Origin of the sequence: Microbulbifer variabilis (genome assembly GCF_023716485.1) — a bacterium.
Classification (GTDB): domain Bacteria; phylum Pseudomonadota; class Gammaproteobacteria; order Pseudomonadales; family Cellvibrionaceae; genus Microbulbifer; species Microbulbifer variabilis_B.
Window position 1 is genome coordinate 1,764,480 of record NZ_CP092418.1, and the last position, 25,668, is coordinate 1,790,147.

At 47.7% G+C, this 25,668-nt stretch carries 27 protein-coding genes; 16 read left to right on the plus strand and 11 right to left on the minus strand.

What is annotated here, in order from left to right; translation table 11 throughout:
* Window positions 1–59: 59 nt before the first annotated feature.
* The 7 genes from MJO52_RS07960 to MJO52_RS07990 are packed head-to-tail and all read left to right on the plus strand — an operon-like array spanning window position 60 to window position 5,110.
* Entirely contained in the window at window positions 60–464 is a 405-nt protein-coding gene (locus tag MJO52_RS07960) for a DUF2170 family protein (RefSeq protein ID WP_252085406.1), read from the plus strand.
* Entirely contained in the window at window positions 461–1,156 is a 696-nt protein-coding gene (locus MJO52_RS07965) for a PspA/IM30 family protein (protein ID WP_252085407.1), read from the plus strand. Before MJO52_RS07960 ends, MJO52_RS07965 begins: the two co-directional genes overlap by 4 nt.
* Before the next feature lie 4 nt (window positions 1,157–1,160).
* Complete coding sequence (locus MJO52_RS07970; RefSeq protein WP_252085408.1) at window positions 1,161–2,234, plus strand: potassium channel protein; 1,074 nt, start codon at window positions 1,161–1,163, stop codon at window positions 2,232–2,234.
* Window positions 2,219–2,872, plus strand: a complete 654-nt coding sequence (locus tag MJO52_RS07975; RefSeq protein WP_252085409.1) for a YjfK family protein — start codon at window positions 2,219–2,221, stop codon at window positions 2,870–2,872. Before MJO52_RS07970 ends, MJO52_RS07975 begins: the two co-directional genes overlap by 16 nt.
* A gap of 15 nt (window positions 2,873–2,887) precedes the next feature.
* On the plus strand, window positions 2,888–3,304 hold the full coding sequence (locus MJO52_RS07980; RefSeq protein WP_252085410.1) for a DUF350 domain-containing protein: 417 nt from the start codon (window positions 2,888–2,890) through the stop codon (window positions 3,302–3,304).
* 12 nt (window positions 3,305–3,316) lie between these two features.
* Window positions 3,317–3,940, plus strand: coding sequence for a DUF1190 domain-containing protein (locus MJO52_RS07985; protein ID WP_252085411.1), 624 nt, complete (start codon window positions 3,317–3,319; stop codon window positions 3,938–3,940).
* 3 nt (window positions 3,941–3,943) lie between these two features.
* Entirely contained in the window at window positions 3,944–5,110 is a 1,167-nt protein-coding gene (locus MJO52_RS07990; RefSeq protein WP_252085412.1) for a glutathionylspermidine synthase family protein, read from the plus strand.
* Window positions 5,111–5,212: 102 nt separating this feature from the next.
* Here MJO52_RS07990 and MJO52_RS07995 read toward each other — a convergent pair whose 3' ends face one another.
* Window positions 5,213–6,847, minus strand: coding sequence for a PAS domain-containing sensor histidine kinase (locus MJO52_RS07995; RefSeq protein WP_252085413.1), 1,635 nt, complete (start codon window positions 6,845–6,847; stop codon window positions 5,213–5,215).
* Window positions 6,848–7,165: 318 nt separating this feature from the next.
* On the opposite strand from MJO52_RS07995, the gene MJO52_RS08000 reads away from it, so the two are divergent.
* The 3 genes from MJO52_RS08000 (at window position 7,166) to MJO52_RS08010 (ending at window position 10,439) form a co-directional block, all read left to right on the plus strand.
* Entirely contained in the window at window positions 7,166–8,578 is a 1,413-nt protein-coding gene (locus tag MJO52_RS08000) for an amidohydrolase (RefSeq protein WP_252085414.1), read from the plus strand.
* Window positions 8,575–9,876 carry an amidohydrolase family protein gene (locus tag MJO52_RS08005; protein WP_252085415.1) on the plus strand — a complete coding sequence of 434 codons (1,302 nt, stop codon included), beginning with the start codon at window positions 8,575–8,577 and terminating at the stop codon, window positions 9,874–9,876. Before MJO52_RS08000 ends, MJO52_RS08005 begins: the two co-directional genes overlap by 4 nt.
* A gap of 167 nt (window positions 9,877–10,043) precedes the next feature.
* The gene (locus MJO52_RS08010) at window positions 10,044–10,439 is read left to right on the plus strand and encodes an MAPEG family protein (RefSeq protein WP_252085416.1); all 396 of its coding nucleotides are present in this window, start codon (window positions 10,044–10,046) and stop codon (window positions 10,437–10,439) included.
* A gap of 170 nt (window positions 10,440–10,609) precedes the next feature.
* On the opposite strand, the gene MJO52_RS08015 is transcribed toward MJO52_RS08010, so the two are convergent.
* The 3 genes from MJO52_RS08015 to MJO52_RS08025 form a co-directional block, all read right to left on the minus strand.
* Window positions 10,610–10,906, minus strand: coding sequence for a YebG family protein (locus tag MJO52_RS08015; RefSeq protein ID WP_252085417.1), 297 nt, complete (start codon window positions 10,904–10,906; stop codon window positions 10,610–10,612).
* 343 nt (window positions 10,907–11,249) lie between these two features.
* Entirely contained in the window at window positions 11,250–11,867 is a 618-nt protein-coding gene (locus tag MJO52_RS08020) for a LysE family translocator (RefSeq protein ID WP_252085418.1), read from the minus strand.
* The gene (locus MJO52_RS08025) at window positions 11,867–12,472 is read right to left on the minus strand and encodes a DUF924 family protein (RefSeq protein WP_252085419.1); all 606 of its coding nucleotides are present in this window, start codon (window positions 12,470–12,472) and stop codon (window positions 11,867–11,869) included. Before MJO52_RS08025 ends, MJO52_RS08020 begins: the two co-directional genes overlap by 1 nt.
* 177 nt (window positions 12,473–12,649) lie before the next feature.
* On the opposite strand from MJO52_RS08025, the gene MJO52_RS08030 reads away from it, so the two are divergent.
* From MJO52_RS08030 to MJO52_RS08045, 4 genes are all read left to right on the plus strand, one after another.
* Window positions 12,650–12,937 carry a hypothetical protein gene (locus MJO52_RS08030; RefSeq protein ID WP_252085420.1) on the plus strand — a complete coding sequence of 96 codons (288 nt, stop codon included), beginning with the start codon at window positions 12,650–12,652 and terminating at the stop codon, window positions 12,935–12,937.
* 65 nt (window positions 12,938–13,002) lie between these two features.
* Entirely contained in the window at window positions 13,003–13,803 is an 801-nt protein-coding gene (locus MJO52_RS08035; protein ID WP_252085421.1) for a DUF6249 domain-containing protein, read from the plus strand.
* Between the two features lie 10 nt (window positions 13,804–13,813).
* Window positions 13,814–14,368: a sigma-70 family RNA polymerase sigma factor gene (locus MJO52_RS08040; RefSeq protein ID WP_252085422.1), complete on the plus strand. Its 555-nt coding sequence runs from the start codon at window positions 13,814–13,816 to the stop codon at window positions 14,366–14,368.
* On the plus strand, window positions 14,361–14,735 hold the full coding sequence (locus MJO52_RS08045; RefSeq protein ID WP_252085423.1) for a hypothetical protein: 375 nt from the start codon (window positions 14,361–14,363) through the stop codon (window positions 14,733–14,735). The genes MJO52_RS08040 and MJO52_RS08045 overlap by 8 nt, the downstream gene beginning before the upstream one ends.
* A gap of 257 nt (window positions 14,736–14,992) precedes the next feature.
* Here MJO52_RS08045 and MJO52_RS08050 read toward each other — a convergent pair whose 3' ends face one another.
* From MJO52_RS08050 to MJO52_RS08080, 7 genes are all read right to left on the minus strand, one after another.
* Window positions 14,993–15,190 carry a hypothetical protein gene (locus MJO52_RS08050; protein WP_252085424.1) on the minus strand — a complete coding sequence of 66 codons (198 nt, stop codon included), beginning with the start codon at window positions 15,188–15,190 and terminating at the stop codon, window positions 14,993–14,995.
* 447 nt (window positions 15,191–15,637) lie between these two features.
* Window positions 15,638–16,792 carry a serine hydrolase domain-containing protein gene (locus MJO52_RS08055; protein WP_252085425.1) on the minus strand — a complete coding sequence of 385 codons (1,155 nt, stop codon included), beginning with the start codon at window positions 16,790–16,792 and terminating at the stop codon, window positions 15,638–15,640.
* A gap of 523 nt (window positions 16,793–17,315) precedes the next feature.
* Entirely contained in the window at window positions 17,316–18,329 is a 1,014-nt protein-coding gene (locus MJO52_RS08060; RefSeq protein ID WP_252085426.1) for a hypothetical protein, read from the minus strand.
* Window positions 18,326–19,027, minus strand: a complete 702-nt coding sequence (locus MJO52_RS08065) for an OmpA/MotB family protein (protein WP_252085427.1) — start codon at window positions 19,025–19,027, stop codon at window positions 18,326–18,328. Before MJO52_RS08065 ends, MJO52_RS08060 begins: the two co-directional genes overlap by 4 nt.
* Complete coding sequence (locus MJO52_RS08070; protein WP_252085428.1) at window positions 19,020–20,330, minus strand: MotA/TolQ/ExbB proton channel family protein; 1,311 nt, start codon at window positions 20,328–20,330, stop codon at window positions 19,020–19,022. The genes MJO52_RS08065 and MJO52_RS08070 overlap by 8 nt, the downstream gene beginning before the upstream one ends.
* A complete protein-coding gene (locus MJO52_RS08075) occupies window positions 20,330–21,562 on the minus strand; it encodes a hypothetical protein (RefSeq protein ID WP_252085429.1) in 1,233 nt (410 codons plus the stop codon). Before MJO52_RS08075 ends, MJO52_RS08070 begins: the two co-directional genes overlap by 1 nt.
* A gap of 71 nt (window positions 21,563–21,633) precedes the next feature.
* Complete coding sequence (locus MJO52_RS08080; RefSeq protein ID WP_252085430.1) at window positions 21,634–22,248, minus strand: bactofilin family protein; 615 nt, start codon at window positions 22,246–22,248, stop codon at window positions 21,634–21,636.
* A gap of 1,110 nt (window positions 22,249–23,358) precedes the next feature.
* Between MJO52_RS08080 and MJO52_RS08085 the strand changes: the two genes are divergently transcribed.
* Window positions 23,359–24,024, plus strand: a complete 666-nt coding sequence (locus tag MJO52_RS08085; protein WP_252085431.1) for a phytanoyl-CoA dioxygenase family protein — start codon at window positions 23,359–23,361, stop codon at window positions 24,022–24,024.
* 544 nt (window positions 24,025–24,568) lie between these two features.
* On the plus strand, window positions 24,569–25,573 hold the full coding sequence (locus MJO52_RS08090) for a hypothetical protein (RefSeq protein ID WP_252085432.1): 1,005 nt from the start codon (window positions 24,569–24,571) through the stop codon (window positions 25,571–25,573).
* The last annotated feature ends 95 nt before the right edge of the window (window positions 25,574–25,668 follow it).

The window sequence follows — 25,668 nt, forward strand, 5'->3', positions numbered from 1 at the left end:
TGACCGCCTTTTTTTTGATGCTATATTTGTGACTAATATTCCACAGCGAGGGAGTCGAGATGACCTGGAACCATGAGAATCTACGCCATTTGGCGGAAAGCCACACCGGATGGGTGGTGGAATCTGAGGGAGAGTGCCTCAGTATTTCCAATGACGAAGGAGTCGATGCATTCGTTTATGTCGGTGAGAAGCAAATCGTTGTCGAGAGCATCTTGTTCCCGGTCAGCCAGGTAGCCGACGTGGTCTCCCTTAATGAGTTGATTCTCCAGACTCATCAACTGGTTCCTCTGACGTCGATCGCCATCACCATGATTGGCGGTGAGCGTTACTATGTCGCTTTTGGCGCTTTGTCTGTGTCCAGTAAGGACGAAGTGGTAATTGAAGAAGTTGAAACCCTGTTCTCCAATGTGGGTGACTTCCTGGATTTATATGCTGATCATTTTGAAATGGAGGGTGTAGCATGAGCCTGAGAAAAATTTGGACTGCCTTGAAAGGCGCGGTCAATGAAGGAACTGAAGCCGTTGCGGACAGCCAGTCTATCCGTATCCTCGATCAAGAACTGCGGGAGGCAAAGGCCGAATTGAAAGCTTGTGATGAGAACCTGACTAAAATCATGGCCAAGCGCAAGCTGGCAGAAAGTAAGGTAGAGTCTCTAAAAGCCGATATTGAGACTTACAGCAACCACGCAATCAGTGCCAGCGAGAAAGGTGATGATAGCCTGGCCTTGGAGTGTGCCGAGCGTGTTACTGAGCTGGAAGCTCAACTCGAAACGGAACAGAGCCTCTTAGATGGCTTCATCAACTCTGAGCGTACCCTGAAAGGGAATATCTCCAAGGCGAAAATTAATGTCCGCCGTATGGAGCAGCAGATTGACCAGATCAAGGCCACCGAATCTGTGCAAAAGGCCCAAGTAGCCGTTTCCTCCCGCCATATGGGGGCTAACAGCAAAATCAAAACGGCCCTGGACAGCCTTGATCGTATCAAGACCAAGCAACAGGAGCGTGCTGCGGAGCTGGAAGCTGCTGAAGAGCTGGCAACAGAGGAAAGCGGCTCTGGTCTGGACGCCAAGCTGAAGGCGGCGGGCATTAAGCCCGGAGGCCAGGTCAGCGGCAGCGACAAGCTGGCCCAGCTACTGGCGAGCCGCCAAAAGGCCTGATCCAGTGCTACTTTATCGAGTGCGGCGCCTTCTGGCGTCGCTTTTTGTTAAGGCCAATATACTAACCATTCTTGTCGGCGTGCTGGGTTATGTAATGGGGAGTTACCTATTACTCAGTGCTGCAGGGGAGCATGAGATTGTTGACCCCGCCAACTTTATATATTGGCTGATAGTGACTGCTTCCACAGTAGGCTATGGCGATTTCTCGCCGGTAACGCCCGCAGGTAAAGTGGTTGTGGCAACCTGGGTGATCCCCTTTGGATTGAGTCTATTCGCTTTGGTGCTTACCAAGGTGGGCTTTGTAATTTCAGAGTTTGTGCATAGAGGAAAGAGAGGGTTGCGCATGACAAACCATGTAAATCACACGGTTATAATTGGCTGGAATGGAACGCGAACCCTTCGTTTGATAGAGCTGCTGTTATCGAAAACCAATGGTACAGCAACAGATATCGTGCTTTGTGTCGAAGCCGATATCGAGAATCCCATGCCGGGTAAAATTGATTTTGTCCGGGTTGAATCCTTTTCCCATATTGAGAGCATGCAGCGCGCCGCACTTGTCGATGCCGCGCGAATAATTATCGATAATCCCCTGGATGATGTCACGCTCACCACAGCTTTGTTCTGTGACAAACTCAGTCCCAATAGTCATAAAACAGCCTATTTTCAGGATGAAAATGTCGGTGAGCTATTGCGCTCACACTGCCCGAATATTGAATGCATCCCCTCAGTAGCGGTGGAATTACTGGCTAAATCCTCCCTGGACCCCGGTTCTGCCAGATTACACAGGCAGCTACTGGATAGCACTTATGGAATGACTCAGTACAGTATTGAGTATCAGGGTGAACGGCCTTTGTTATTTTCTGCTCTGTTTGATCATTTCAAAAAGAATTTGTCCGCAACCTTGATTGCCGTGCGTCGTCAGGGAATAGTTAAAATTGATGTAAACCCCGCGTTGACCGATGAGGTGAACAGGGGGGATATGCTCTATTACATTTCTGCTAAGCGGCTTACAGAAAAGCGCTGCTTCGATATAAAAATGAATGAAGGAGAGGGGACAGGTACGTGTTTACCAAGCTGATTGACAAACTCAAAGGTAAAGATATTCCAAAGGTGAAAACCCCGGAAATTATGGGATTGCGACTCGGCGCAAGTTTTGAACTGGACCCATTGGCTATTCGCCTGATACTGGATGAACTCACGATTGAATCCTGTTCTCCAACGCAGATTATCAAAGCCGCCGGAATTGTAGAGCTCGATGGAGCCTGGGTTTATCGGTTTTATACCGATGACGATGCCTGGCTACAGGTTGTGGCAGAAGGCGGTCAAAGTGATGAGCATGTAGTAGACGTAAAGCTGTTTCACTTTTACGATACCCTCGATGTCGCCAATCAGCAGGTTTGGGACAGGCTTCTAAAGCAGGAAATCGGTGCGGCTAATTACCAATTGCAGGACCGTAACTATCAGAGAGTCTGGACTGCTACTGGTGATTATCACAACCCGGTGCATATGGCCGAGAAGACCTATGACGCCGATGGGGACTATTCCCTCACCGACCAATTCACCATGCTTTTCGAACGCGATTTGTCCGATCAGCGTACCGAATCCCTGTTCCTTTCAGCGGAAGAGAAAGAGGAGGACGCAGGTTACTTGAGTCGCAGTCTGGTGATTAGTACCGGTATAACTTTGACACCATCACAGCTGACTATTCACGGATAATAAGGAGATGTATTAATGGACCAGCCCTACGATTTGATGACTGGTATCCTCCATTTTGCGGCCTATTTTGGCCTGTCACTGGTATTTTTAATTGCGTTTAAATTTCTTTATGCACTAGTGACACCCCATGACGAATGGAAGTTGATCCGTGAAGACAAAAACGCAGCCGCTGCCATTGGATTTGGTGGTGCGGTGCTGGGTTTTGCCATTGCTGTTGGCGGCGCTGCCAGTAACTCTGTTTCCATTATTGACTTTGCCACTTGGGCAGTGGTTGCTCTAATCGCTCAGCTTATTGCCTTTGCGATTATTCGTTTTGGCTTTATGCCACGTATTGTTGAGCGTATTGAAGACGGTGAAGTTAGCGCGGGTATTATGCTGGCAGCTACCACTATTTCTGTTGGTGTCCTCAACGCGGCTTGCATGAGCTATTAAGCGGAGGTGAGGATGAAGCGTAGTAAAAATATTAATCTTGCGCGGATGCGCAAGGGCAGGGGGGCAAGTTTTGTTTTACGCCCCCTGGCTATGGGTATCACCGTGGCTCTGGTGGGCTGCTCCTCCGATGAAGAGGTTAAGGTGGTGTCCTCTGTCGAGGACTGTGTGAATAATACACAGCTCGATGAAGCCCAATGTGAGGCGGCTTACCAGAAGGCCCTCGCGGAAGCTGAGCGGACTGGGCCCAAATATGCCAATTTGTCCCAGTGTGAGACGGAGTTCGGTAGTTGTCGCGAGAGTAGCAGCGGTTTTTGGATGCCACTGATGACCGGTTTTATGGTCGCCTCCATATTGAATGATAACGACCGGCGCTATCACTCCTACGGTCATTACAACCCGGTATACCGTTATTCTGCCTCTGGCTCCCGCTATTATGATCGCTTGATGACCGCTGATGGTCAGGTTATCGGCCGCTACGGTAAAAACTCCTATACCGTAGATAAAACTGCGATGGATCCCAAGCCCAAGGTTACCAAGACGGTTTCACGCGGGGGCTTTGGAGCAGTCGCTTCAGCCAAATCCAACTGGGGTGGTGGACGCTCTAGTAGCAGTCGCTCCCGAAGCTGGGGGGGGTGATTGGTGCTGAGGTTGCCGATCGGTGAGCGCCCGCGCTGGAAAGAGCGGGCGCAGGAGTTTGGTTTTCATTTTCACACCATGTATGGGGAGCCATACTGGGATGAAACTGCTTACTATCAGTTCACTTTGGAACAGATAGAGCAGGATATCGAGGACCCTACCGAAGAAATCCACGCAATGTGCCTGGATGTTGTCGCTAAGGTGCTTGAGGATGAGGCGTTGTTAAGGCGCTTCCGCATACCGGAGCAGCACTGGGATTTTGTCCGCGATTCCTGGAAAAATGGTGACCCCAGCCTTTATTCTCGCTTGGATTTTGCCTATTCGGGGCAGGGGCCGGCCAAACTTTATGAGAATAACGCCGACACGCCTACCAGCCTATATGAAACGGGATTTTGGCAGTGGCTTTGGTTGCAGGATAATGTAGATAGGCGGGCACTTCCCCTACAGTCTGATCAATTTAACAGCCTGCAGGAAAAGCTGGTTAATCGCTTTCGCGATGTACAGTTCCTGACCCCTGGTCGAGAACTACATTTTGCCTGTTGCAAAGATACGGTAGAAGACCGCGGTACGGTTCAATATTTGCAAGATTGTGCCAGTGAAGCCGGCATCACTAATCATTTTGTATTTATCGAAGATATTGGTTGTGATGCGCAGGGAGATTTTACCGATTTAGACGATCAGGTAATTACCTGGATGTTCAAACTGTACCCTTGGGAGTTTATGTTCCGCGAGGAATTTGGCTCTCTGTTGGGGGGCAATAACGTACGTTGGTTGGAACCACCCTGGAAGGCGATATTATCCAATAAAGCACTCCTGCCCATGTTGTGGAAGTTGTTTCCTGGACACCCCAACTTACTACCTTCATTTTTCGAAGATGAGCTAGATAAAGCTGAGGGCTATTCGGAGCTGGTTAAGAAGCCCATTTTCTCCCGTGAGGGAGCCAATATTTCAGTAGTACGCGGAGAAGATGTGCAATCGCTTTCGGATGGGCCCTATGGAGAAGAGGGCTTTATCTATCAGGCTATGCATCCACTGCCGAAGTTTGGTCAGAGTTTTACCCTGGTGGGTAGCTGGCTAGTGGATGATATGGCTGCGGGTATTTCAATTCGCGAGGATAGTAATCTTATAACTCAGGATATGAGTCGCTACCTCCCGCATATTATCCTTTAAAATACTTGCCAGTGTAATTTCTCTGGCAAGTATTCGTGTAAGTGTGCCACTTTCTTAAAGTAAGTGGCTTTTTTGCTTTAAGACACAAGTTATTTTAGATATTCAAAGCTCTGTTGTTATCAGTTGCCCGCTTAAAATCAATTCCTCAATTTTGTTGCTGAGCCTATCGTAAGTAAAAGGTTTTTGGATACAGTCGAGAACCCCATCTTTGATAACTTCCTGGACTTTGCTATCGACACTAAACCCGGTTGAAAGCAATGCTTTCACCTCCGGGTTGATGCGCTGCAGAAAGGCGAATAGTTCCTGGCCATCCATTCCGGGCATAATCATATCGAGAATCACCAGGTCTACCTGTTCGTAATGCTGTCGGTAATAGGTGATCGCCTGTTCCGCCGAAGCGAAAGTGGTTACGCTGTGGCCATTCATTTCAAAGAGTGTTTTCGAATAGCTGCGGACAATGGCTTCATCGTCCACCACCATAATACGAAGTTGGCGTTTGACAGATTGCGGTACAGTTTGTTTTTGCTGTCTACTTACTTTTGCTTCGGCAATCGGCAGGTACAAATTAAAGGTGCTGCCCTCTCCCTCAATGCTATGGCATTGTATGGCCCCCTTATGCAAATGGATGGTGCCATGCACTGCGGCGAGACCCAGTCCGGCACCCCGACCGCATTCCTTAGTGGTGAAGAAAGGCTCAAAAATTCTGCGGCGCACTTCAGGGGGCATACCTGTACCATTATCGCGAATGGTGATTAACAGGTAATGACCAGGTTGCACTTCAAAATCTGCGATAGTAGTAATTTTTTCAAAGGTAATATTACTACTACTAAAACGCAGAGTGCCTCCACTCGGCATGGCATCCTTGGCGTTGATGCCGATATTTAATAATGCACTTTTCAACTGGGCTGGATCGCCGACTACATGAGGCCGGCCAGCTTCTAGTTGCTGTTCAACGCGAATACGCCGATCAATAGTGCGCTCAAGCATGGCACAGACATCGCGGGTGATTTCATGGGTATTGCAATCTTTTAGTTGATAGTTACCTTTGCGAGCAAAGGTAAGCAGCTGCTTAGTCAGCTCAGCGGCATGGCGGGCAGTAGTGAGTATATGATTGGTGTATTCGCTGATACGAGGATCTTCCGCTATCTGCTGGATAACCTCGGCATAACCACTGATTCCATGAATCATATTGTTGAAGTCGTGTGCGATGCCGCCGGCTAGCTCGCCAATAGCCTGCATTTTTTGCGCTTGACGCAACTCCTCCTCCAGCAAGCGCTGTTTGGTGATATCGGTTCCAATACTGAGTATGCCCGTTGGGCAGCCACTTTCATCTGAAAGGATTTTATTAGTCCAGGCGATCCAAACCCTCTTGCCAGACTTGGTGATGTTCTCGTTAATGTTGTAACGATGTTCTTGTGGGTTATCGCAAACATGTTGAATGAGTTGACGTAGATCCCGGCCGCTGGACTCGCAGGCGGGCACTATGGTGCCGATCAGATGCCGCCCAATAATTTCTGTTTCAGAGTAGTCAAAAAGTTGTTGAGCATACTCATTAAAAGAGGTGATTCGCCCGTGCCTGTCGCAGCGCATAATGATGGAATTCGCATGCTCAACCAGTTCGCGATAGCGCTCTTCACTTTTACGTAAAGCCTCATAGACTTGCTGGGAATCCCGGCTTTGGCTACTGGTGACATAAGTGGATGTGGGGAATACCGGCAAGCTGTTTTCCTTGATCACCTATTCTCCTCCGGAATAATTATTGAGTATTTTTTCACCAGAAACTGCATCATGTGGAAACAAAAAAGTATATAGGGAACCTGGGGCCTTTTAAGAGCTGGTTTGCAGTCTTTGCTGACATGCCGACATTTGTAAACCCTTTTGTAATTGTGTGTTTATTCAAATGTGATGGGTATCCACTTGCAGAGCAGATGAGTTTCTCGTTAATTCTTTGGGGCTTTTCTTCTCAGAAGCGAACTTTTCTTCTCTAAGTAGTGGCTAAGGTCAGACAAACTGATAGCATTCACCGCCATCTTCAAAACCATTGGATGAATAACTATGCAGCTGCATTCTCGAGTTTTCGGGCGCGGCATCGCGGCTTTGCTTTGTGCCTCGCTGTTGGTGTCTGCCTGCGGAGAGAAGAAAGCCGGGAGTGAGCAGAGATCTCTGGATTTTGCTCGCCTGGATGCTTTCCCTTCAACTTATTCTGTTGCTCAGTCCCGGCCAGTGCTGATTCAGGATGCCACTTTGCTTACTGGGACTGGGGAGCAATTAGAGAACACAGACCTTTTATTGAAAGGCGGAAAGATTGCAAAGATCGGTCAAGATCTTGAGGCTCCCAAGGACGCCCTGGTGGTCGATGGCAAAGGTAAGTGGGTGACCCCCGGAATTATCGATGTGCACTCTCACCTGGGAGATTATCCCGCCCCCTCTATTGAGTCCTCTCAGGATGGCAATGAGATGACATCCCCCAACACCGCGCAGGTATGGGCGGAACACTCTGTATGGACACAGGATCCCCAGTTCCCCTTAGCCCTGGCTGGCGGTGTGACAACATTGCAGATTCTACCGGGCTCTGCCAACTTGTTCGGTGGCCGCAGTGTAACCCTCAAAAATGTACCGGGTCGCAGCGTACAGGACATGAAATTTCCCGGTGCGCCCTACGGTCTGAAGATGGCCTGTGGCGAGAATCCGAAGCGTGTTTATGGTGGTAAAGGTACTTCCCCATCAACCCGTATGGGTAATGTAGCTGGCTACCGCAATGCCTGGATTGAGGCCAGCAATTATAAGAAGAAGTGGGAAGAATATGTAGAGAAGGGTGGAGATGAACCAGAGCGAGACCTGGGCCTAGAGACCCTGGCAGGCGTTCTGAACGGCGATATCCTGGTACATAATCACTGCTATCGCGGAGAGGAAATGGCGGTGATGATGGATGTCGCTAAGGAGTTCGATTTCCAGATCTCTACGTTCCACCACGCAGTAGAAGCATACAAAGTCGCCGACCTGCTGGCGGAGAACAATGTATGTGCTGCGATGTGGGCTGACTGGTGGGGCTTTAAGCACGAAGCCTTCGATATGACAGAGGCAAATATTGCTATCGTCGATCAGGCCAAGGCCTGTGCGATGATTCACTCGGATTCCGGTGTGGGCGTTCAGCACCTGAATGAAGAAGTTGCTAAAGCGATGACCGCAGGTCAGCGCGCAGGTTTCGATATTCAGCCAAAGGATGCTGTGACCTGGATGACCATGAACCCCGCTAAGGCACTGGGTATCGATAAGCAAACCGGCAGCCTCGAGATGGGTAAGATGGCCGATGTTGTTATTTGGTCTGGCAACCCGTTCAGTGTTTATACCCATGTTGATCAGGTCTTTATCGATGGGGAGCTGATGTACGATCGCTCCGATAAAAAGCGCCAACCGCGCAGTGATTTTGAGCTTGGTATTCTCAATGCAGAGGGAGAGCGACTGTGAAAAAAATAGCTGTATTCTATGCGCTGGCCCTGGGGGTTTTGACAGCAGGGGCTCAGGCGCAAAGTATCCTGATTAAGGGCGGCAAGGTACACACCCTAGCTGATATGGGTACACTGGAATCTGCCGATGTGCTGGTAGTGGACGGTAAAGTGGAGCAGGTGGCTCCCTCGCTGAATATACCTGCCGATCGGGTAATTGATGCGAAAGGCAAGGTGGTGACTCCTGGAGTTATTGCACCCATTTCTGAATTGGGGCTGGTGGAGATCAGCGCAGCCAGTGGCACCAACGACCATGCGGTAACTGGTGAGAGTATCGGCAGCGCCTTCAATCCTGTACCCGCATACAACCCCAAATCTACATTGATCCCTTTTAACCGGGCTGGTGGTGTTACCAGCGCCGTGGTGTTTCCAGCTATCAGTACTTGGGATAGCGCTGCGGTAGAGGCCCAGAGAGTGTTTGCCGGACGCGGCTTTGCTATCAAACTCAATGGTGAGTTCGATAGTGTCGAGGCGGAAGATGTTGCCCAGAAGGCTTATTTGGGTGAGGCCGGTGCTCAACTGGCCGGTGGTAGCCGTGCAAACGCCTATGCGAAAATTGAGAATGCCTTGAATGAGGCTAAGGAGTACCGGGACAATCGTGCAGCGATTCGTCTGGGAGAGTGGCGAGAGCTGAATTATAGTCTTGCGGATCTCGAGGCCTTACAGCCGGTGATTAATGGAACGGAACCGCTATTAATTACAGCCAATCGTGCCAGCGATATCCTTGCAGCTATTGAGTTGGCCAAGACTTACAGTGTAAAGCTGGTGTTGCTGGGGGCGGCTGAAGGTTGGATGGTGGCGGAGCAGCTGGCCCAAGCTCAGGTGCCTGTCGTGATTGATGCGATTAACAACCTGCCCATTTCTTTCTCCAGCCTTGGCGCCCGCCTGGATAATGCTGCTTTGTTAACCAAAGCTGGTGTGAAAGTTGCCATTAGTGGTCCCGACTACGCTTCTACCCACAATGTATACCTCTCACGTCAGTCTGCTGGTAATGCTGTTGCCCACGGGTTGTCCTACGAGGAGGCTCTGAAGTCTATCAGTACAAATGTGGCAGATATCTTTAGCCTTAGTGGCGGTACCCTGGAGAAAGGGGCCGATGCTGATATTGTAGTTTGGAGCGGTGATCCACTGGAAGTAACCAGCTACCCTGAACAGGTACTGATTGAGGGAGAGCCCCAATCTTTGGTTACTCGTTCAACCCGCCTGCGCGATCGTCATCTTAAGCCGAGCAAGGGGCACGAGTTTGGCTATCGCAATTAACTAGTGCTTAGTTTGTGAGCAAATGAAGAGCGGGCAAAGCCCGCTCTTTTTTTGTGTGACGAAAAATGAACAAAAAGGTCCAGCCACTTGTTTAGCATTGGTGTGGTGGGCTGTGTGGTGATAGGGATATATTTACATCTCGTATTAATAAGAAAAAGGAAAATGCCATGGTAAATATTACAGCGCTGTATGCCAGCCTCTGTGCAATCCTCATTATCTACTTGGCAGGCCGGGTCGTTCAGTTTCGTCGCACTAAGCGAGTAGGCATTGGCACTGGCGAGGATCGTCATAATGAGATTCGTGTGCGCGTGCACGCGAATGCGATTGAATATACCCCCATCGCATTATTGCTCTTGTTGCTTGCGGAGCTAGGGGGCTTATCTGCACTGTGGTTGCATGTCTTTGGAATCGCCTTTTTTCTATCCCGCATTTTCCACGCTTATGGCCTGACAGCGGGTAAGGGAGGTACCCATGCCGGACGCTTTTGGGGAACATTAATCAGTTGGCTGGTGATACTTATACTCGCAGTGATCAATATTGTGATATCGATAAGATCTCTGTAAAAGCGCTTGTAGCAGTAAAGAATTTTTTAGGCGATCTGGAACGATTAACGATCTTTATGCGGTGAGAGGCTTCAGCTAAATACTGAAGCCCAGCAAAAAAGCCCGGTTGAACCGGGCAGAGTACAGGGATGAAACTTTAAACTACTACCAGAAAATTTCTTCTGGTAGTTTTACTGGTTTGCAGCAAAGGGAGTAACGGTCTCGTCGGAGGACTCTTCACCGCTCTCATCTTCTTCCAACAGAACTTCTGGTTTGCCTTTGCAGGCTTTGGCCAGGGCATCGCGACGCTTGGCCAGCAACAGGCCGATCTCTTCGCTCACCTGCTCATCAATACCTTCAATACTGCGCTCAATGAGCGTGGTAATGTTGGCTGCAAGCTCCAGCATCTTATCGTGTTCTTCAGCATCTTTTTTGTTGTCGAACATTGCTCCGTCTCGATCGCATTTCCAAACAGCTACTACGGCCATGATATGCCTCCCAATTGCCTTTAAGACATTCCAGTTTGCTTGTATGGCTATACGGTAACTGTATAAATATTCAGTGTCAATGGTGGTTGGAACTGAAATGGCGGCTGTTTCGTTGCGCTCAAGAGAGTGGCTATTGCGATAATTCGTCTTTAGGAAGCTGTTGTAACTGTCATAATGCGCCACTGCAGCCGGATGTACTCCCCCCAGGCATCCAGGCTGCAACCTCCGCACTGTGCAGGCCCGTTTGCGGGCCTGTTTTTTTGGAGTGCCTAATCATCATTCTTACGGGGGAAAGTTTCGATTTTGGCACGCCTGTACGGAGATGGTGCTTAGGTCCTACCCACTAAATAGTGAATACCAAACGTGCGGCCAAGCCAATCAGGAGCAGACCAAACAGCTGCTGGATGCGGTGGCCGAGGTGCTTGCTAACCAGTTGACGTTTGCGGCTGGCATGAACTGCCAGGGCAACGATGCAATACCATAGTGTATCGACTCCTGAAACCATGGCAGCCATTCCGAGCTTGGTTGTGAGAGCCTGCTGCTCAGATACGAACTGGCTGAATAGGGCAGTAAAGAATACCGCGATCTTGGGATTAAAGAAGGCCACCCCGAAACCTTGTACGATCGAGCGGCGAACACTCATGTGGGGGGCTTCCAACTGGGTCGTTCCTGAGCCGGGAGCCGGGGCTCGGAAGGCCTTCCAGCCCAGGTATACCAACATGGCTGCACCGGCCCATTGCAGAATACTGAATAGTAGTGGAGAGCTGGTAATCAGTACTGCGAGGCCAAAGGCTGTCAGCGCAGCGTAAACGGCAACGCCCGCGCCGTGCGCAATTGCGCTGGCGAGGCCCTGCCGAAGACCGGAGGTGGAACAGCGCATTACGATAAGCAGGCTAGGGCCTGGTGACATTGCGCCTAGGGCACAGATACCTGCAAGTGATAACCATCCGAGTAAATCCATTATTTAAAGCCGCCCCCTTGTGCCAGCCAGTGCTTTTCTTCATCAGTGGAATTGCGGCCTAAGGCCGCATTGCGATGCGGATAGCGGCCAAACTGCTCGATAATCGCCTGGTGGGCCAGGGCGTATCGATAGTGGGTGGCGAGATAAGGGGCGATGGACTCATCATCCCCGTACTGCTTCTGCAACTGGGCGAAGTATGCCACGGAGCGCTGTTGGATAGCGGAGTTTTCACTGTGCTCAAGTGGCATGCCGACAAAAATCTGCTGAAATAGCCCAAGTTTTTGCTCATCTGCCCTCTGTAGAATCGACTCGGTGATATCGAGAGCCAGTGGGTCCCCCTCAAAGGCCAGAGGGTTACCGCGGTGGATATTGCGGGCGAATTGATCGCATAACAGCAACAGGGCCAGCTCGCCCTCCAGACTTTGGCGCCAGTGATCCAGCTTTCCCTCAAGGGCCATATTGGTGATTTCGGTAAAGTCTTCAGCCATTTGCTTGTCCAGCTTTGGGTCTGCCGAAAACCACCGCTTCTGCCGCTCAGGTGTAGGGCGGTAATTTAAAGCGGGATCACCAAACCAAAAGATCAGTATTTCCTTAATACCGGTCATCTACGAGCTCCCCAATGGTTACAGGCCGATTATTGCGACTTTTGTACTTATTGGTCCAGTAGCCATAGGAAGTAGTCCTTCTACAAAATGTTTAAAAAAATATTTTTGCGCCTGCATCCAAAATCGGTTCTGGCTCCGTCATAGAGGTGTGCAAGGAAAAGCGATCTGGAGGTCACAATGTTTACTGCGGGATCATTTAAGAAGGTACAATTTTGCGCCGTACTGATTTTGGCGCTTGGCGGCATGCAGGCCGGAGCGGCGGAGCTGGGATTCTCGGTGGATGATATTCATCGTCAGCTTACTGAGAAAACAGACCAGCACTTTATGCAAAAGCTCAATGAATGTAAGTCAGGCAGTGAGGTTGAAGGCAGCGGGCTTCCCTACCCGGTGCGGATTGCCGAGGAGAGAGCTCCCCAAGGCGCCACCCCCGGACCTTACAGCCGAGGCCGCATGACAGTGATGTAGCGTGCAGGGCTTCCCCGGGCCGACGGTTAAACAGTACAAGAAAGACAACGATTAGAGAGTAACTAATGAGAGCGAGAAATTCACAACCCCTGCGGGTAGCTACCTACTGGTTGGCGGCGCTGGCAGCTACTTTTGCCGCGATGGGCAGCTGGGCACAGGATGACAGCAGCACAATACCCAACCCGCCAAAGCCGCCGGCAATGGAAAGTGAGGGATCTAAGCCAGATACGCGTGTACGCATCATGCGTGATGAGGAGGGGGTGCTCACCATCAAAACCCAGGGAGAGGACGGCGAGCGCAGTGAGGTCCAGGTGGACTTGGGAGCTGAGTTCGGAGGCCCTCTGAGCCAGCGCATTATCGAGAAACTGGAGCGCAAGGGGATTCTCGATGAGCGGGGACAGGTGGCTGAAGAGGCGCTAGATAGTGTGCCAGACAATGTGCAGATTGGCCTGTCAAAAAAATATGGCTCTTCACATGAGGGTTGGGAAGAGTCTCAATCAGATTCTGGCTTCCACCAAGTGGTGACTTTACCAATTCTGGCCTTACTTTGTGTGTTCGGTATGCCGGTGTTGATCGTGTGGCTGGTAACTCGCAATAGCTACAGGAAGAAACAGCTGGTGATGGAAAATATCAATAACATGGTGGCCGATGGTCGGGATGTGCCGCCTGAGATGTTGGATATGCTGGAAGATAGCAGCCCTAAGAATACTGGGGACAGAGGGATTACTCTAATCGCAGTGGGTGCTGCAGTGTTTATCTGGCTCACTTCCCTTGCAGGATTTGGGGTAGGTAGTCTGGGCTTGATCCCACTGTTTATCGGCCTGGCCCGCTTTATCAACTGGAAGCTCGATACTAAGCAGGCGTAGGGACCGAAATATGGACCTCAATGATGAGGATTTGATCAGGCGCACCGTCAAAGACGGGGACCAGCGGGCATATGCCCAGCTGGTGCGTCGCTATCAATCCCAGCTGCGATTCTCGCTCCGCAAGCTGTGTGATGGCGATCAGGGCCTGGCCGATGATATGGCGCAAGAGGCCTTTATTAAGGCCTATAAGGCGCTGCCGGCATTTCGAGGAGATGCCCGCTTTAGCACCTGGTTGTACCGGATCGCCTACAATCTCGTCATGAGCCACAAACGCAAGAACGCCCCAGAAGTGGATCAGGAGGCGGTCGATCGGGCCCAGGCGGAAGAGTCGGTTGAAGAGTCTCAGCGCCTGGGGATGGCCCGGGACCTGAACTCCGCAATGGACTCTTTAAGCGATGCCCAACGCCAGGCGATACACTTGTGCATGCAGCGGGGCTTCTCCCATGAGGAAGCGGCAAGTATTATGAAGTTGCCGCTAGGTACGGTAAAATCCCATGTCAACCGCGCGCGAGCAAAGCTACAGAGCTTGTTGCAGCCGTGGCGCGAGGAGGTGGTCAATGGTTAACTTTGAACAGCGCAACACAAAGGGTGGCGCCTTGGGCGATTTAACTATAGAGGGCAAAGACCCACAATTTGATGCTTGGCTGGCAGAGCAGCTGCAGTTCGATGAGCCCTACCTGGACGATGACGGTTTCTGCGAGAGCGTCATGGCAAAATTGCCAATGCCCTCCAAGAAGAACGAACGTCGCGCCAGTCGCGTTCAATACATCGCTGTGCTGGCGGCTTCGGGTATTGTTGCCTGGCAATTTCCTTTTGGCGAAGTGCTTAACGAAGCCGCGCGCCAGTCTATCAGTCTTTATAGTTTGGTTGGTGTGGGAATGCTCTCCTCGTTGGTAGTGATGGCCGGCGGTATCTTTGCCGCTCGTCGCTGATCATCTTGTAGCGGGGAAGCACACCACACAAAATCTGTGCCGCCTCTAATGATGAATTAGAGGCGGACTATTATACCTTATACCCCCAGGCTTCTATGGGCTTGGAGATTCCTCTCTTCAAAAGCCCGATGTCTTTTATAACTTAAGGCCCCGATTTACTGAGCAGCGCTAATGCATTCAGCATTGAGTTGACTTGAACGCTATATTTTCTATGCACCTTGGTTGGCTGGTGTGGAGATATGGCGGTGCGCCACATGTCACGATTCTTCCAATTTGATAAAGCAGAAAATCGCTCGAACAGTATCACGAACTTCCTTGCCATCGAGAAGAGTGCCACCACACTTAATATGGCAGTGGGCAAAGCCTGTATAACGCTCTGCGGTAATATTCAATTCTTCTAATTCAAACAGTGATGGAGCCTTAAAAGGTGGCTGCCATTCATCAAAGCTCTCCATAGGCTTTACTGGCCATTTTTCTTAAATTTTATGTTGGCTGGCATGGATGAATTAGGTTGGAACTTGTGGCTCTTAATAGGCAGCAAGCGAAAGCTATAATTTTTCTCTGAATGGAAATTCTAGATTACATCTTTAAGAATTCTCACTATTGAAAGCTATAGCTTTATCAGGTTGCAGTGTATTATTGAGTCTTTATATTTAAATAAATTGCTCAGTACTATGTGTGATAAATAGGATTCTTGTGGCGGGTGACGGTATGTGTTTTCCGTGAGATTATTCTGTCAGGAATATAATTGACTCGCTTTATTCGCAGAGACATGGGCTTGGATCTTGGAGGCGGGCTCTGATAGCTATCCGATTCGCGCTGCTGACTTTAATTAATTATCAAGTATATATTCCAGTAGCCGCTGGATTGCGGACTTGTCAAGACAAGTCCGCTTTTTAGATTCACTCAAATGGTTTTAGGCGCTCCATAAGAAGCTTGCGGATATCTTTCATTGATTTTTCTGCAGTATCACCAGCGGAGTTCATCGCGATTAGAAAAATTATGTTGTGCTTTGGCATGATACGTGCGTCAGTGAGCCAATAGCCGTTACTACCGGTGTGTGTAAGCAGCAATAACTCTGGATCGTACAATGCCCCCCAGCCCAGTGCGTAATGACCATTTACGGGTGAGTGTAGTTTGCGATAGGTTTCGGACTTCAATAATTTACCGCGGCCGTGTACGCCATTGAGTTGGTCCTCTGCGAAGAGAATCCAATCTTTAAGAGAAATATTGATTGTGCCGGCAGGGCCGAGCGCTTGAGGATTATCACTTTGTATGTCGGCGGGATCGAGTGGTACGAGCTTGCCCCACCAGGTTTTTTTATGACCACGCGGTTGGTCCAACTTGCCAGAGGATCCGGGCGCTGCAAATCCTGCATTCTTTATGCCGAGCGGAGTAAAGATCTGTTCCTTGATGAGATCCTCCCAAGTCTTGCCTGTTCGTGCCTCGGCGATGGCACCCGCGATAATGTAACCGAGATTGGAGTATTTAAATGAACCAGTTGCGGATGTAGGTGGCATTGCAAGGTAACTGCGTGCAACCGCAATACGTTGCGCCCGAATACTGGGTACTGACTCGATTAAATCTTCAAATTGAGGAAGTTCATTATCGTCGGTCAGAGGTGGTAAACCTGCGGTATGACTGAGCAATTGCGTGATCGTAATGTTGCGGTAAGCGGGGTCCATATTTTTTGCGAAAGCCGGAAAAGAATCAGCGAGTGTATCCTCAAATCGCATGATACCTTGCTCAACTAAGCGTGCGATCATTGTTGCAGTTAGCGCCTTGGTATTCGATCCAATATGCCAACGATCGTCGATAGTGACTGGTTCCATATGACTATGCGCACGAAAACCGTCTGCAGCTATAGCAGCAGTCTTGCCATCGATTTGAATCAGCGCGGCGACGGCAGGAAGATCGTTTTTGTCACGTGCTGTGGTAAGTGTCTGTTCGAGAAATGTCTGCAACGCTTCGTCCGCACGTACAGCAACGGTTACTGCTAAGAGTGCAGTTGTAAGAAAAATCTTTGACAGAATTTTTGTGTGCCGACTATGCATCATGATAAGCCTGTATTAAAAGTAACATGAAAACTGAGTCAGATCTTAGTTACCGCTAAAAGTGGTACGAAATTTCGAGGTTATTGGCGTACTACTTCGATTTCTGACTAGATCGTTTTGTTTAAGTTCCTAAAAAGCATGTAATTGTGAGGGGGAAATCCTATGCAGAAAATTTCTGGCGGTAATTTATACAGTAATGATGATGTTAATAACCTCCAATACCAAGAAGCTGCTTGTGCATAGCTTGTAAAAGAAGTTGAGAGTATAAATAGGATAAAAAGCATTTAATAGAGTTTCTATTAAAAATAATATCAAATAATTTATTTAAGTCATGCGTTTATAAGGTTATTAGAAATAGTAAGTTGTGATGGTCTGCTATATCTAAATCAAATAAGCCGCAGTAGTAAATACCTGCGTACAACTTTAAGAATCTTCTAGAGTTTTTCTTCTTGATAGATTTTGAGAGTGAGGAAGCCGGATGTTTGTAAAAGCCAGCTGCCCGAAGGCAGCACTATGAAGTAATTGCTCAGCCTAAGCCCAGTTCTTGCTCAATTTGGGCTTTGCGCCAAACGGAATAGTGAGAAGGGAGTTTTGCTTCTTTGGTGTTATCAGCAATGATGGCACGTTTCATACTGGGCCAGGATAAAACGGCTAAAATTTTCGGAGCGATCACCTGAAAGACCTTGGGCGGCCCCATCAAAGTTTTCAGTTTCTGGATCAGCGGAAGCCAAGAGGCGGGAACTACTTGCTCGGCGATTGCCCAGGATGCTTGGGGTTCACTACCCAACTGTTTGGTAAGGGATTCGTAGCGCAGGGTTGCTGCACGCAGCGCTGCTTGAGGGGGTGCCACTAATACAGTACGAGCTCTCCGCTCGGCGCAAAGAAGGCAAATTTCTCTGGGGAGACTACTGAGTTCAGCCAGCTTAGGGTTAATCGCCCAGCCGTTGGCATTAATATGGCACTGACAAATTGAGCAGGAATACCTCGGGGGTTCAGTGGTGAATAGTGCAGTCACTTTTTGTGGGCGTTCACCGTTGCGCCAGAAGAGTGGGTATTTTTCAAAAATTGCACCGGCAAAGTATCGTGCGTAAATTAACCAATCGATAGCGGTAACATTACCAAAGCGGTCTTTGTGCAGTAAATCTGGAATATCCAAACTATAAAGGTGGCGCAAGCAGTGCGGACAAGGCTTTAGGTTGTCTCGCGGAAAGGATTTTTGTACGGCGGCGAAGTCGCTGCTCGCCCAGAGGGGCCCTTGGTAATTACTTACCGAAGGGCATTTGGGAGAAATATGGACCTGCCCAAAAGAATCTTCCTGTGTTGAGGGTGAATACTCAAGACCAAATACAAATACTGGGATGCCCCGGTAGCGCCAACCGCAAGAAAGTATATCGAGGTCTGAATAGTCCAGCTGAATACCTAAACGAATGGCGCTCGCCAAGCTATTTCGACTCGGCTTGCAAATAGTTTCGGGATTGAGAAGATTTTGAGGGCTTTGCCTTTGACGCTTATGAATAGGCCGCAAGTCGGTTAGTTTCACAGGGCCTCCTCAAGAATCTGCAAAATGTGGCTTTCAGAGTCTCGCACTACTCGGAATGCAACGCGACGAGAGCGATCTGGATCCTCAATACCATTGTTATTGAGGACCGGGCGGGCGGATGAATAACCTACGGCTGCAACTTTTGCACGTACTAAAACGGCTTGATTTGGGGATAGTAGCGAGTGGGCATATTGCATTACCGCCCGTGACCGCTGCTGAGAAAGACGTAAGTTATGAAAATACCCCTCCTCTGGCGCCGACTGCTCACCCCACTCAGAACTTGTGTGACCTTCAATTTGTATTGCAGCAATGGAATCCATATAGGGGGTGAGTGCAGCAATATAGCGGGGCACAAATGAGGACATAATTTCACGCGCATTGTCACTCAAAGTAAAATCACCAGTCTTGAACAGCGCATCGCTATTGTTAAAAGAGATAGCTAGGGTCTGTTTATCCAGAGAGGCTCCCCAGCGAGTAAGGTCGCGGGAGAATTCCTGTTGTAAAGTTTGATAAATTGCCAGCTGTGTATCGCGATAGGACTCGGCAAGTTCTCGAATTTTGGCTCGTTCATCTATTAGGGAACGCATCACGAAGACGGTAATACAGAGAAAGACCATCATTAGGCCGGCCATCATATCAGATAGGCTGATCCATTGGCTTTCACTGGATTCACTGTTGGAGTGAGCGCTCTCAAACATGCTCCTCTCCAGCGGCCTGCTTCACTTGATTGTCAATTCTTTTCATTTGCTGGATTAACTGGCGAAAATCCCGTGAAAACTCACCGCTCAAGGTACCTAGGGCATCACCCATCGCAGCCATTACACTCTCGACTTCGCTATGTAAGCGTTGATCCAGTAACTCATACTGGCGCTTGATGCTTACGTCTGCATTAGTCAAATCACGAGTGATCACTTGGGATAACTCAGTAATCATCTGTTGATGGGTCTTGGCAATAAGCTGCGCAAGCTCAACCATTGATTCACGATGGCTGTTTGCAGTCTCTTGTATAATGTTGGAAAAGTGGTTGGGGTCGATATTATTCAGGACATCGGCAAGAGCAACGACCTTATTCGTCCTCTGTTCAAAGACTTTCGCCTGGGTTTCACTCAGGGAGATTAGATGTTGAACTTGAGTGCCTAACTGCTGATTCGCTTTTTCGATTCCCTGGGTAATCGACTCAAACTTGGGCGCGATATCCGGAATAGATTTTTGTAGTATTTCAATGGATGCCTGCTGTTCATTAAGCATGACAGAGATTTGTTCGGAGTGAGTGCGCTGCTGTTCAACCAGCGAAGGAATAACGTTAAAGATTTTCGGTAATTCAGTAATACGTTGATGTAACTGCAGAAGGTTCTCCTGCGCACCGTTAATTTCAATCAGTAGAGATGTAGTTTGCTCACGGTAGATTGCAGCAAGCTCGGCGTGTTGCTCATGCTGATCGATTAATGCTTGCAAGGCAGGGGATACGGCCTTCAGCTGCTGAATAAACTGCTGTAAGTTATCACCCATTTGTGCGTTCAGCCCCTGATTAAACTTCTCCACAACTGAAGTTAGTGACTGCAGAACCTCTTCACTAATACTGTGTTGAAACTTTGCCAAATCCTGGCGCTGGTGATTGATCGCTTGCAAAATATCATCTGCAGTGGCTTTGGTTGGCTGATCTTTGCTGAATATTTGGAAGATAGTGCGCAAGACCAATGAGAGGAAAAGGCCTAAGATGCTAGTCATAAAGGCGGTTTCCAGACCTTGCATAAGTTCTGAAATTGAGGTGTCGATATCAGCAAGGTCAAAACCATAGATACCAAGAATAATACCGATAAAGGTACCCAGAATTCCAAGAGCGGTCAGTAGAGAAGGCGTTTCTTTTACGAAGCGTGGAAACTTGCCAAATGGGTAAAGGGTCAAGGCTATAGTGCCAAGGGCAAGCATAACTATAAGAAAGGTGTCTGTTACCTGCTCAGGAGATAACTTAGTCAACCAGTGGTAGAAAAACTGGGTCATTATTGATCCTTTACAACTTTCTGCATTGTTATTTCGTGATAAAAGGGCCCGTTGGGTATTCTTCCAGTGCCCTGACTTAGAACTTTCATTTGTGGTAGTGCTTTCACTACATCGGTAATAGTGCGGAACTTTGCCTGCTTATTTCCAGCTGCTTGGATATAGGTTCCAACAAGGCCTGATGGCTGAATCTCGAAAACACCACAATTAACCGGAAGTCGCTCTTGCTTGAACAACAGAAAATGCATCACAGCGCCATTGCTGAGATACTGATATAGCGCATGCGTGATTAACTGAATTTGTTCAGTGGAAAAGAAATTCAGAAGATCCCAGAGTAAAATACAATCCAGGTTTTCAGGCAGGGTGGCCTGTCGTAATGCTGCCTGTACCGCGCTATCAAAGGGTACCTTGCGGCTACATTGCCAAAGAATTGCAGAATAGAGATCGGAAATAAATAGTTCACCCACTTCTCGCTGGAGGTGCTGCATATTCCTTCCGGCTTTTTTCCCTACATCCAGAGCTTTACTGACGGGAGAGCGCTTGGCGTGCATTAATGCTTGATCAAGTGCTGTCAAAGGGATTTCGGTAAGGCTTGTTTGTCTAAAGGCGGAAATTGCAGCTGAGGTTCCCCCCGCACGTATAGCGTTTTGTGACTTTACATTACCGTATTCAAACATCAGCTCAATAAGGTCTTTACGCATGCCTTTTCTATGCAGGAGAGAGGAGCGCAGAGAAAAGTTACCCATGGTTTTCATCAGGTTGAGCGAAGAGTATCGGTATGTAGGTAATGGCTCCGGTAGTGCTAGGGGGGATGAGTTAAAAGTGAAGCCGGACAAACGCTTGAAGTCAGCGGGGGCTTTAGGCATTGTGCCGGTGTAGAGCATTGTGTGGAAGACAGTGCCAGCTTTTAAGTGAGGTCGGATTTCCTCAATTAATTGGGCAATAAGCTCGGGTTCCATAAAGTTGAACAGGTCCCAGCAGAGCACGACATCAAGTTTTACCCGTTGCGGCTTTCTGGTCAGGTGTTCAGTTAACTTTATAGTTCGTGTCTGCAGGTCAAATGAGTGGATTTCAAGTAGCAGGCTACGTAAATCCTCAATAAATGTCTGGCAGGACAGTTCCAAAAAGGTTTGTGTAGTGCCAAATGAGAGGCACCCCAAATCCAATACTTTACCACCTGGTTGAATCACCTCGTCCACCAAGGCGGCAATACCAAACGAATGATGCTGCAACATACTTTCACACCAAAAGCTAGAGCCCCGGCAATAGCCGGGGCTCGTATGGAGGATTAACTGAGGAAGTTAACTCAGCTCTCCACTGTTTCCTCTTCAGTCTCCTTGGTACCGAACAGATAGTCGCTGGTATCGGATAGACGGGATGAATCACTCGCAGTTGAGCTGCTAGAAGTGTAGGAGGAGTTATTCTGGGAGCGGTTTGCTGGCTTGTCTTCCGTTGCCGGCAGATCTGGGTGCACCAATCGGTCTGAGAATTCCTTGTGGCGTTCTTTCATTTCGGAGTCGGTATCTACCATATCCATAGAGCCACGGAACTTACCACCGTCGTCGAGTTTGATTCGAGGGGCAATCAGGTTGCCGTTTACCTGGGCAGTATTTCTGATCTCAATTAACTCATCGGCAAGTGCGTCGCCGTCCAGTGTGCCTTCAACAACAATATTTTTTGCATGGATGTTTGCAGTTACTGCGCCGCCGGTACCAACAGAAAGGTTGTGGCCAACCATAATTACTGTACCGTCTACGGTGCCTTCTACATGAAGATCTTCGGTGCCAATCAACTCACCGCGAAAATTGATACCCTCACCAAGCACTGATTTGGCGCCTGAATTCGAGAGAGATGATTGCTGTTCACCAGCGCTCATGCCTGCTAGAAAAGGTGTGGAGTCATTACTTTTGTCAGTGCTCATCTAAATAAATCTCTTCGTTGTGGAAAAAGTCAGCTATAAAACTCTTGTAGCCAGGCCCTCGGCTGAAGTCTTATCCGTAAGCTAGGTAATACATTGAGTCGAAAAATCACGAAAGCTCAATGCGTGAACCGTAATCTCTCGATGGCAAAAGATATATGTTCATTTTTTCACAGAAACATGGGTGCCATTAAGCAAATATTTTCTATTATTAAACCATCTTTATCTCTTATCCATGCTCTTGGTATTGGAGAATTTGGCTGAAATACACATTTCATTCAGCAAGAAAATTTACGTACTTATGGTTTCACCTGTACATAAATCGCTGGTAGATTTTTCATACCTACTCTTAGTAGATTCAACTTTTTCACAGGCGGTTTGTGCCAGGCTAGAAAATTAATTTAGGCCAGTATGGGAGCATGACAACAGTGAGCACACCAAGCAATTTACAAAACTGAACCCACAACCTTTAACTGTACAAAAATAGTCCTACTACCTAATTCTAGTGACGATGAATTGCTGGGATATGCTCGACATAACGTCACATTCTTACTTTTACATTAAGGTGTAATTTGTAAGTGAATATTTACTTTTTGTTGTGGAGGGCATACTGCTTATTATCTGCTGATGGGTATTGAGTTCTACTGGGCATACATCAATATAGATTGAGTTGTTACTACCTTACAGCGCGAAAGCCACCGTAAAACGGCTCGGCAATCAATCAAGCTGACCTCGACTTGAATGGGTTGAATTTAGCACGGATTCCACGTTAAAAGTGTGACACGGAGCACCTTTTCCCAGCCCTGACTTGGCTCGCAGTTGCTTTGGTGTTCCAAGTGCAGCAGTGTCAGTGCCATACGCTATTAAGGAGTGTGTTGCTGGGTAGGTAATATGAAACGTGGAACAATTCCTCATGTATTATGAGCTGGCAAAGATGATCTTTAGAGTCTAAACCACAAAATGCGGGTAGTGTCTATGCGTAAATGGGGAAAGCCTAAACAAAAGTTTCCGGAAATAAAAATTCCAGCTAGAAAGCACTTTCTGGTCGGTAATATTTCGCTCGTTGGGTGAGCTGTACATAAAATCCGGACTCCTTTTTGTGGTTATTAAATAATGATCGATTTGGAAAAAGGTTATTCCTTAATTAATGACATCTTTCCGGAAGGCCAGCTTGAGGTTCTTCAAAATGAGTTTGAAGATTTAAAGCTCGCTAGGGGGACGGGAGGCATACGCAATGTAGAGAAAAAGCATAGCTCTATAGCGGCCTTGGCAACATCGGACTTGATTGTAAATTTAGCGCAGAGGTACTTAATTCAGCGCCCTCGATTGGTAAGGAGTATCCTATTTGATAAAAATGAAAAATGTAACTGGTTTGTTACTTGGCATCAGGATAAGACTGTAGCGGTCTCTTCAAAATTTACTAAGTCTGGATGGGGCCCCTGGAGTGTTAAGGATGGCTTTCACCATGTGCAGCCTCCTCTACATGTTCTTAAGCAAATGATTACGATCCGTATTCATCTGGATGATACTGATGCTAATAATGGCTGCTTAAAGCTTATTCCTGGCAGCCAGCAACATGGAATTTTGAAGAAAGAAGAAATATATCAATATGTTAAAGAGCATGATCCAGTTGCCTGTGAGGCAAAATCCGGTTCTGCACTAATTATGTATCCTCATATTCTTCATGCTTCTGATAGAGCTTTATTCCCTAGGCGTCGCAGAGTGATACACCTGGAATATAGTTGCTATGAGTTGCTAGCTGGAGTTACTTGGGCATAGTGCAACTAGATTCAGTTTTTAGTAATGATGTACGAGTTAACGCCCATTACACTACCTTGCTATCAATTAAGATGTTCGTGCTGTATGTTACGTTACGATCGAAATTAAAGCATGAAAGGTCGTGTGGCGTTACCTGTCGGGGTGCGGTCCACTGCTTTTGCTTTCTTCTTGAGGCTGGGTAAAAAATATAATTATTTACATAGTATTCAGGTGTTCTGAAGGGTTGGTCGGCGATTATGTTTCCTTAAATAAGTCGATGATTTTTTAGCTGTCTTGGCTAAATTAAGGGCTCTTTAAGTGCTGGAAAATACTGTTGGCTGCTTATCAATTTGTTGTTTAGGTCTTTCCTATTTTTGTATTTTTTGTCTTGGATTTGATCTTTTCTTATTTGAAAATTTAAAATTTGTTTTTTTATTGGTTTCTCTATTTGGTGGCATTTCGTCTGTTAAAATCATCTGCGGTCAGATAAGGGGTTGGTTTATTTGATTGGATGGAGGGTTTAACCTTCTAAATATAAGAATGGTCATATTGAAAATGGTGAAAAATGAATAATCAAATAATAAGGATTTTAGCTTGTTGGGTGTTTTTTTGGGGCTCTATTCAAGCTAAGGCATTTGAGCCTAAATCAGATTTATCGGTGAGCTTGGAGCGTGTCCGCTACTGTCAAAACTTTTGGTGTACCCAGCAAGCTACTCAATCTGAGTATCTAGCTTGGGAGCAAGAAGGTGTCAGTAATACTTACCAATTATACACTCAGATTGCAAGAGTACGGCAGCCAGAACGAGAAGATGTGCGAAATTTGGTATTTATTGCAGCTGGACAACAGCCTCCGGGATACGGCTCTGAAAGTGCGGTAACAGGCCAAGGAGATAATTTTAAAAGAAACTGTGGTATCTCAGAAAAATCCTGTTCCAGAAGCATAGATGGCCGCTCGCTTGCCCGGCAGGTTTTGGATTCAGAGTATTTTCCAGCAGATGACACCTTCTTTGCCGTAGCTTTTGATGCACAATTTAACTATATGGTGAATAGTGGTGAGAAATCTCGTATAGAAAGTGCCTACCTTAATTGGTTAAAGTCAAAAGCTTATGCTTCCAATCTTGAAAGCATCTACTTGGCGGGATCATCCAGAGGTGGTTGTTTAGCAATGCGCTTGGCAAAGGCTCTGCGTAATGATCCGGACTTTCGTAGCATTCGAACTATTGTTCATAGTTTTGATGGCGTCTGTAAATGGGATCAGAATGAAATGGGAGTAACTTCTTCTTTTTTCCGTAACCCCGAAAACTCAACTTATTTGAGCTACTATACTGATCTCAATGCTCAGTTCCCCTATAAGGACAATTTATACATCCGTCAACTGGCAGGCGGTGACGAAGTTATTGAATTTACAGGGGTGCACTCTTTTGTCTATGCAGTAGAAGATATCAATCTAGGTTGGTATGCTCAAAGTTGGGTCAATTTGGATCATATTACTATTGATCGAGATATGTACCCAGCTGTGAGAGATCAAACCGTGGTACCCTTTTTAAAGCATTTGGAAGAAGTTTTTTAATTCGTTACCTTGATTTTAATTAATCTAAAATTCAATATTTGTATATCTAATTGATTGAGTGTGAGGGCTGCTGTTAAGCAGTCCTCATTAACTAG

What these genes read in the sequence shown, in the direction of transcription:
- MJO52_RS08055 (WP_252085425.1), bottom strand. Translation starts at nt 16,792, where the DNA reads ATGATGCATAGTCGGCACACAAAAATTCTGTCAAAGATTTTTCTTACA.
- MJO52_RS08035 (WP_252085421.1), top strand. Translation starts at nt 13,003, where the DNA reads ATGAGAGCGAGAAATTCACAACCCCTGCGGGTAGCTACCTACTGGTTG.
- MJO52_RS08020 (WP_252085418.1), bottom strand. Translation starts at nt 11,867, where the DNA reads ATGGATTTACTCGGATGGTTATCACTTGCAGGTATCTGTGCCCTAGGC.
- MJO52_RS07980 (WP_252085410.1), top strand. Translation starts at nt 2,888, where the DNA reads ATGGACCAGCCCTACGATTTGATGACTGGTATCCTCCATTTTGCGGCC.
- MJO52_RS08070 (WP_252085428.1), bottom strand. Translation starts at nt 20,330, where the DNA reads ATGACCCAGTTTTTCTACCACTGGTTGACTAAGTTATCTCCTGAGCAG.
- MJO52_RS08080 (WP_252085430.1), bottom strand. Translation starts at nt 22,248, where the DNA reads ATGAGCACTGACAAAAGTAATGACTCCACACCTTTTCTAGCAGGCATG.
- MJO52_RS07965 (WP_252085407.1), top strand. Translation starts at nt 461, where the DNA reads ATGAGCCTGAGAAAAATTTGGACTGCCTTGAAAGGCGCGGTCAATGAA.
- MJO52_RS07985 (WP_252085411.1), top strand. Translation starts at nt 3,317, where the DNA reads ATGAAGCGTAGTAAAAATATTAATCTTGCGCGGATGCGCAAGGGCAGG.
- MJO52_RS07960 (WP_252085406.1), top strand. Translation starts at nt 60, where the DNA reads ATGACCTGGAACCATGAGAATCTACGCCATTTGGCGGAAAGCCACACC.
- MJO52_RS08040 (WP_252085422.1), top strand. Translation starts at nt 13,814, where the DNA reads ATGGACCTCAATGATGAGGATTTGATCAGGCGCACCGTCAAAGACGGG.
- MJO52_RS08075 (WP_252085429.1), bottom strand. Translation starts at nt 21,562, where the DNA reads ATGTTGCAGCATCATTCGTTTGGTATTGCCGCCTTGGTGGACGAGGTG.
- MJO52_RS08090 (WP_252085432.1), top strand. Translation starts at nt 24,569, where the DNA reads ATGAATAATCAAATAATAAGGATTTTAGCTTGTTGGGTGTTTTTTTGG.
- MJO52_RS08065 (WP_252085427.1), bottom strand. Translation starts at nt 19,027, where the DNA reads ATGTTTGAGAGCGCTCACTCCAACAGTGAATCCAGTGAAAGCCAATGG.
- MJO52_RS08030 (WP_252085420.1), top strand. Translation starts at nt 12,650, where the DNA reads ATGTTTACTGCGGGATCATTTAAGAAGGTACAATTTTGCGCCGTACTG.
- MJO52_RS08010 (WP_252085416.1), top strand. Translation starts at nt 10,044, where the DNA reads ATGGTAAATATTACAGCGCTGTATGCCAGCCTCTGTGCAATCCTCATT.
- MJO52_RS08000 (WP_252085414.1), top strand. Translation starts at nt 7,166, where the DNA reads ATGCAGCTGCATTCTCGAGTTTTCGGGCGCGGCATCGCGGCTTTGCTT.
- MJO52_RS08015 (WP_252085417.1), bottom strand. Translation starts at nt 10,906, where the DNA reads ATGGCCGTAGTAGCTGTTTGGAAATGCGATCGAGACGGAGCAATGTTC.
- MJO52_RS08050 (WP_252085424.1), bottom strand. Translation starts at nt 15,190, where the DNA reads ATGGAGAGCTTTGATGAATGGCAGCCACCTTTTAAGGCTCCATCACTG.
- MJO52_RS08085 (WP_252085431.1), top strand. Translation starts at nt 23,359, where the DNA reads ATGATCGATTTGGAAAAAGGTTATTCCTTAATTAATGACATCTTTCCG.
- MJO52_RS08045 (WP_252085423.1), top strand. Translation starts at nt 14,361, where the DNA reads ATGGTTAACTTTGAACAGCGCAACACAAAGGGTGGCGCCTTGGGCGAT.
- MJO52_RS08025 (WP_252085419.1), bottom strand. Translation starts at nt 12,472, where the DNA reads ATGACCGGTATTAAGGAAATACTGATCTTTTGGTTTGGTGATCCCGCT.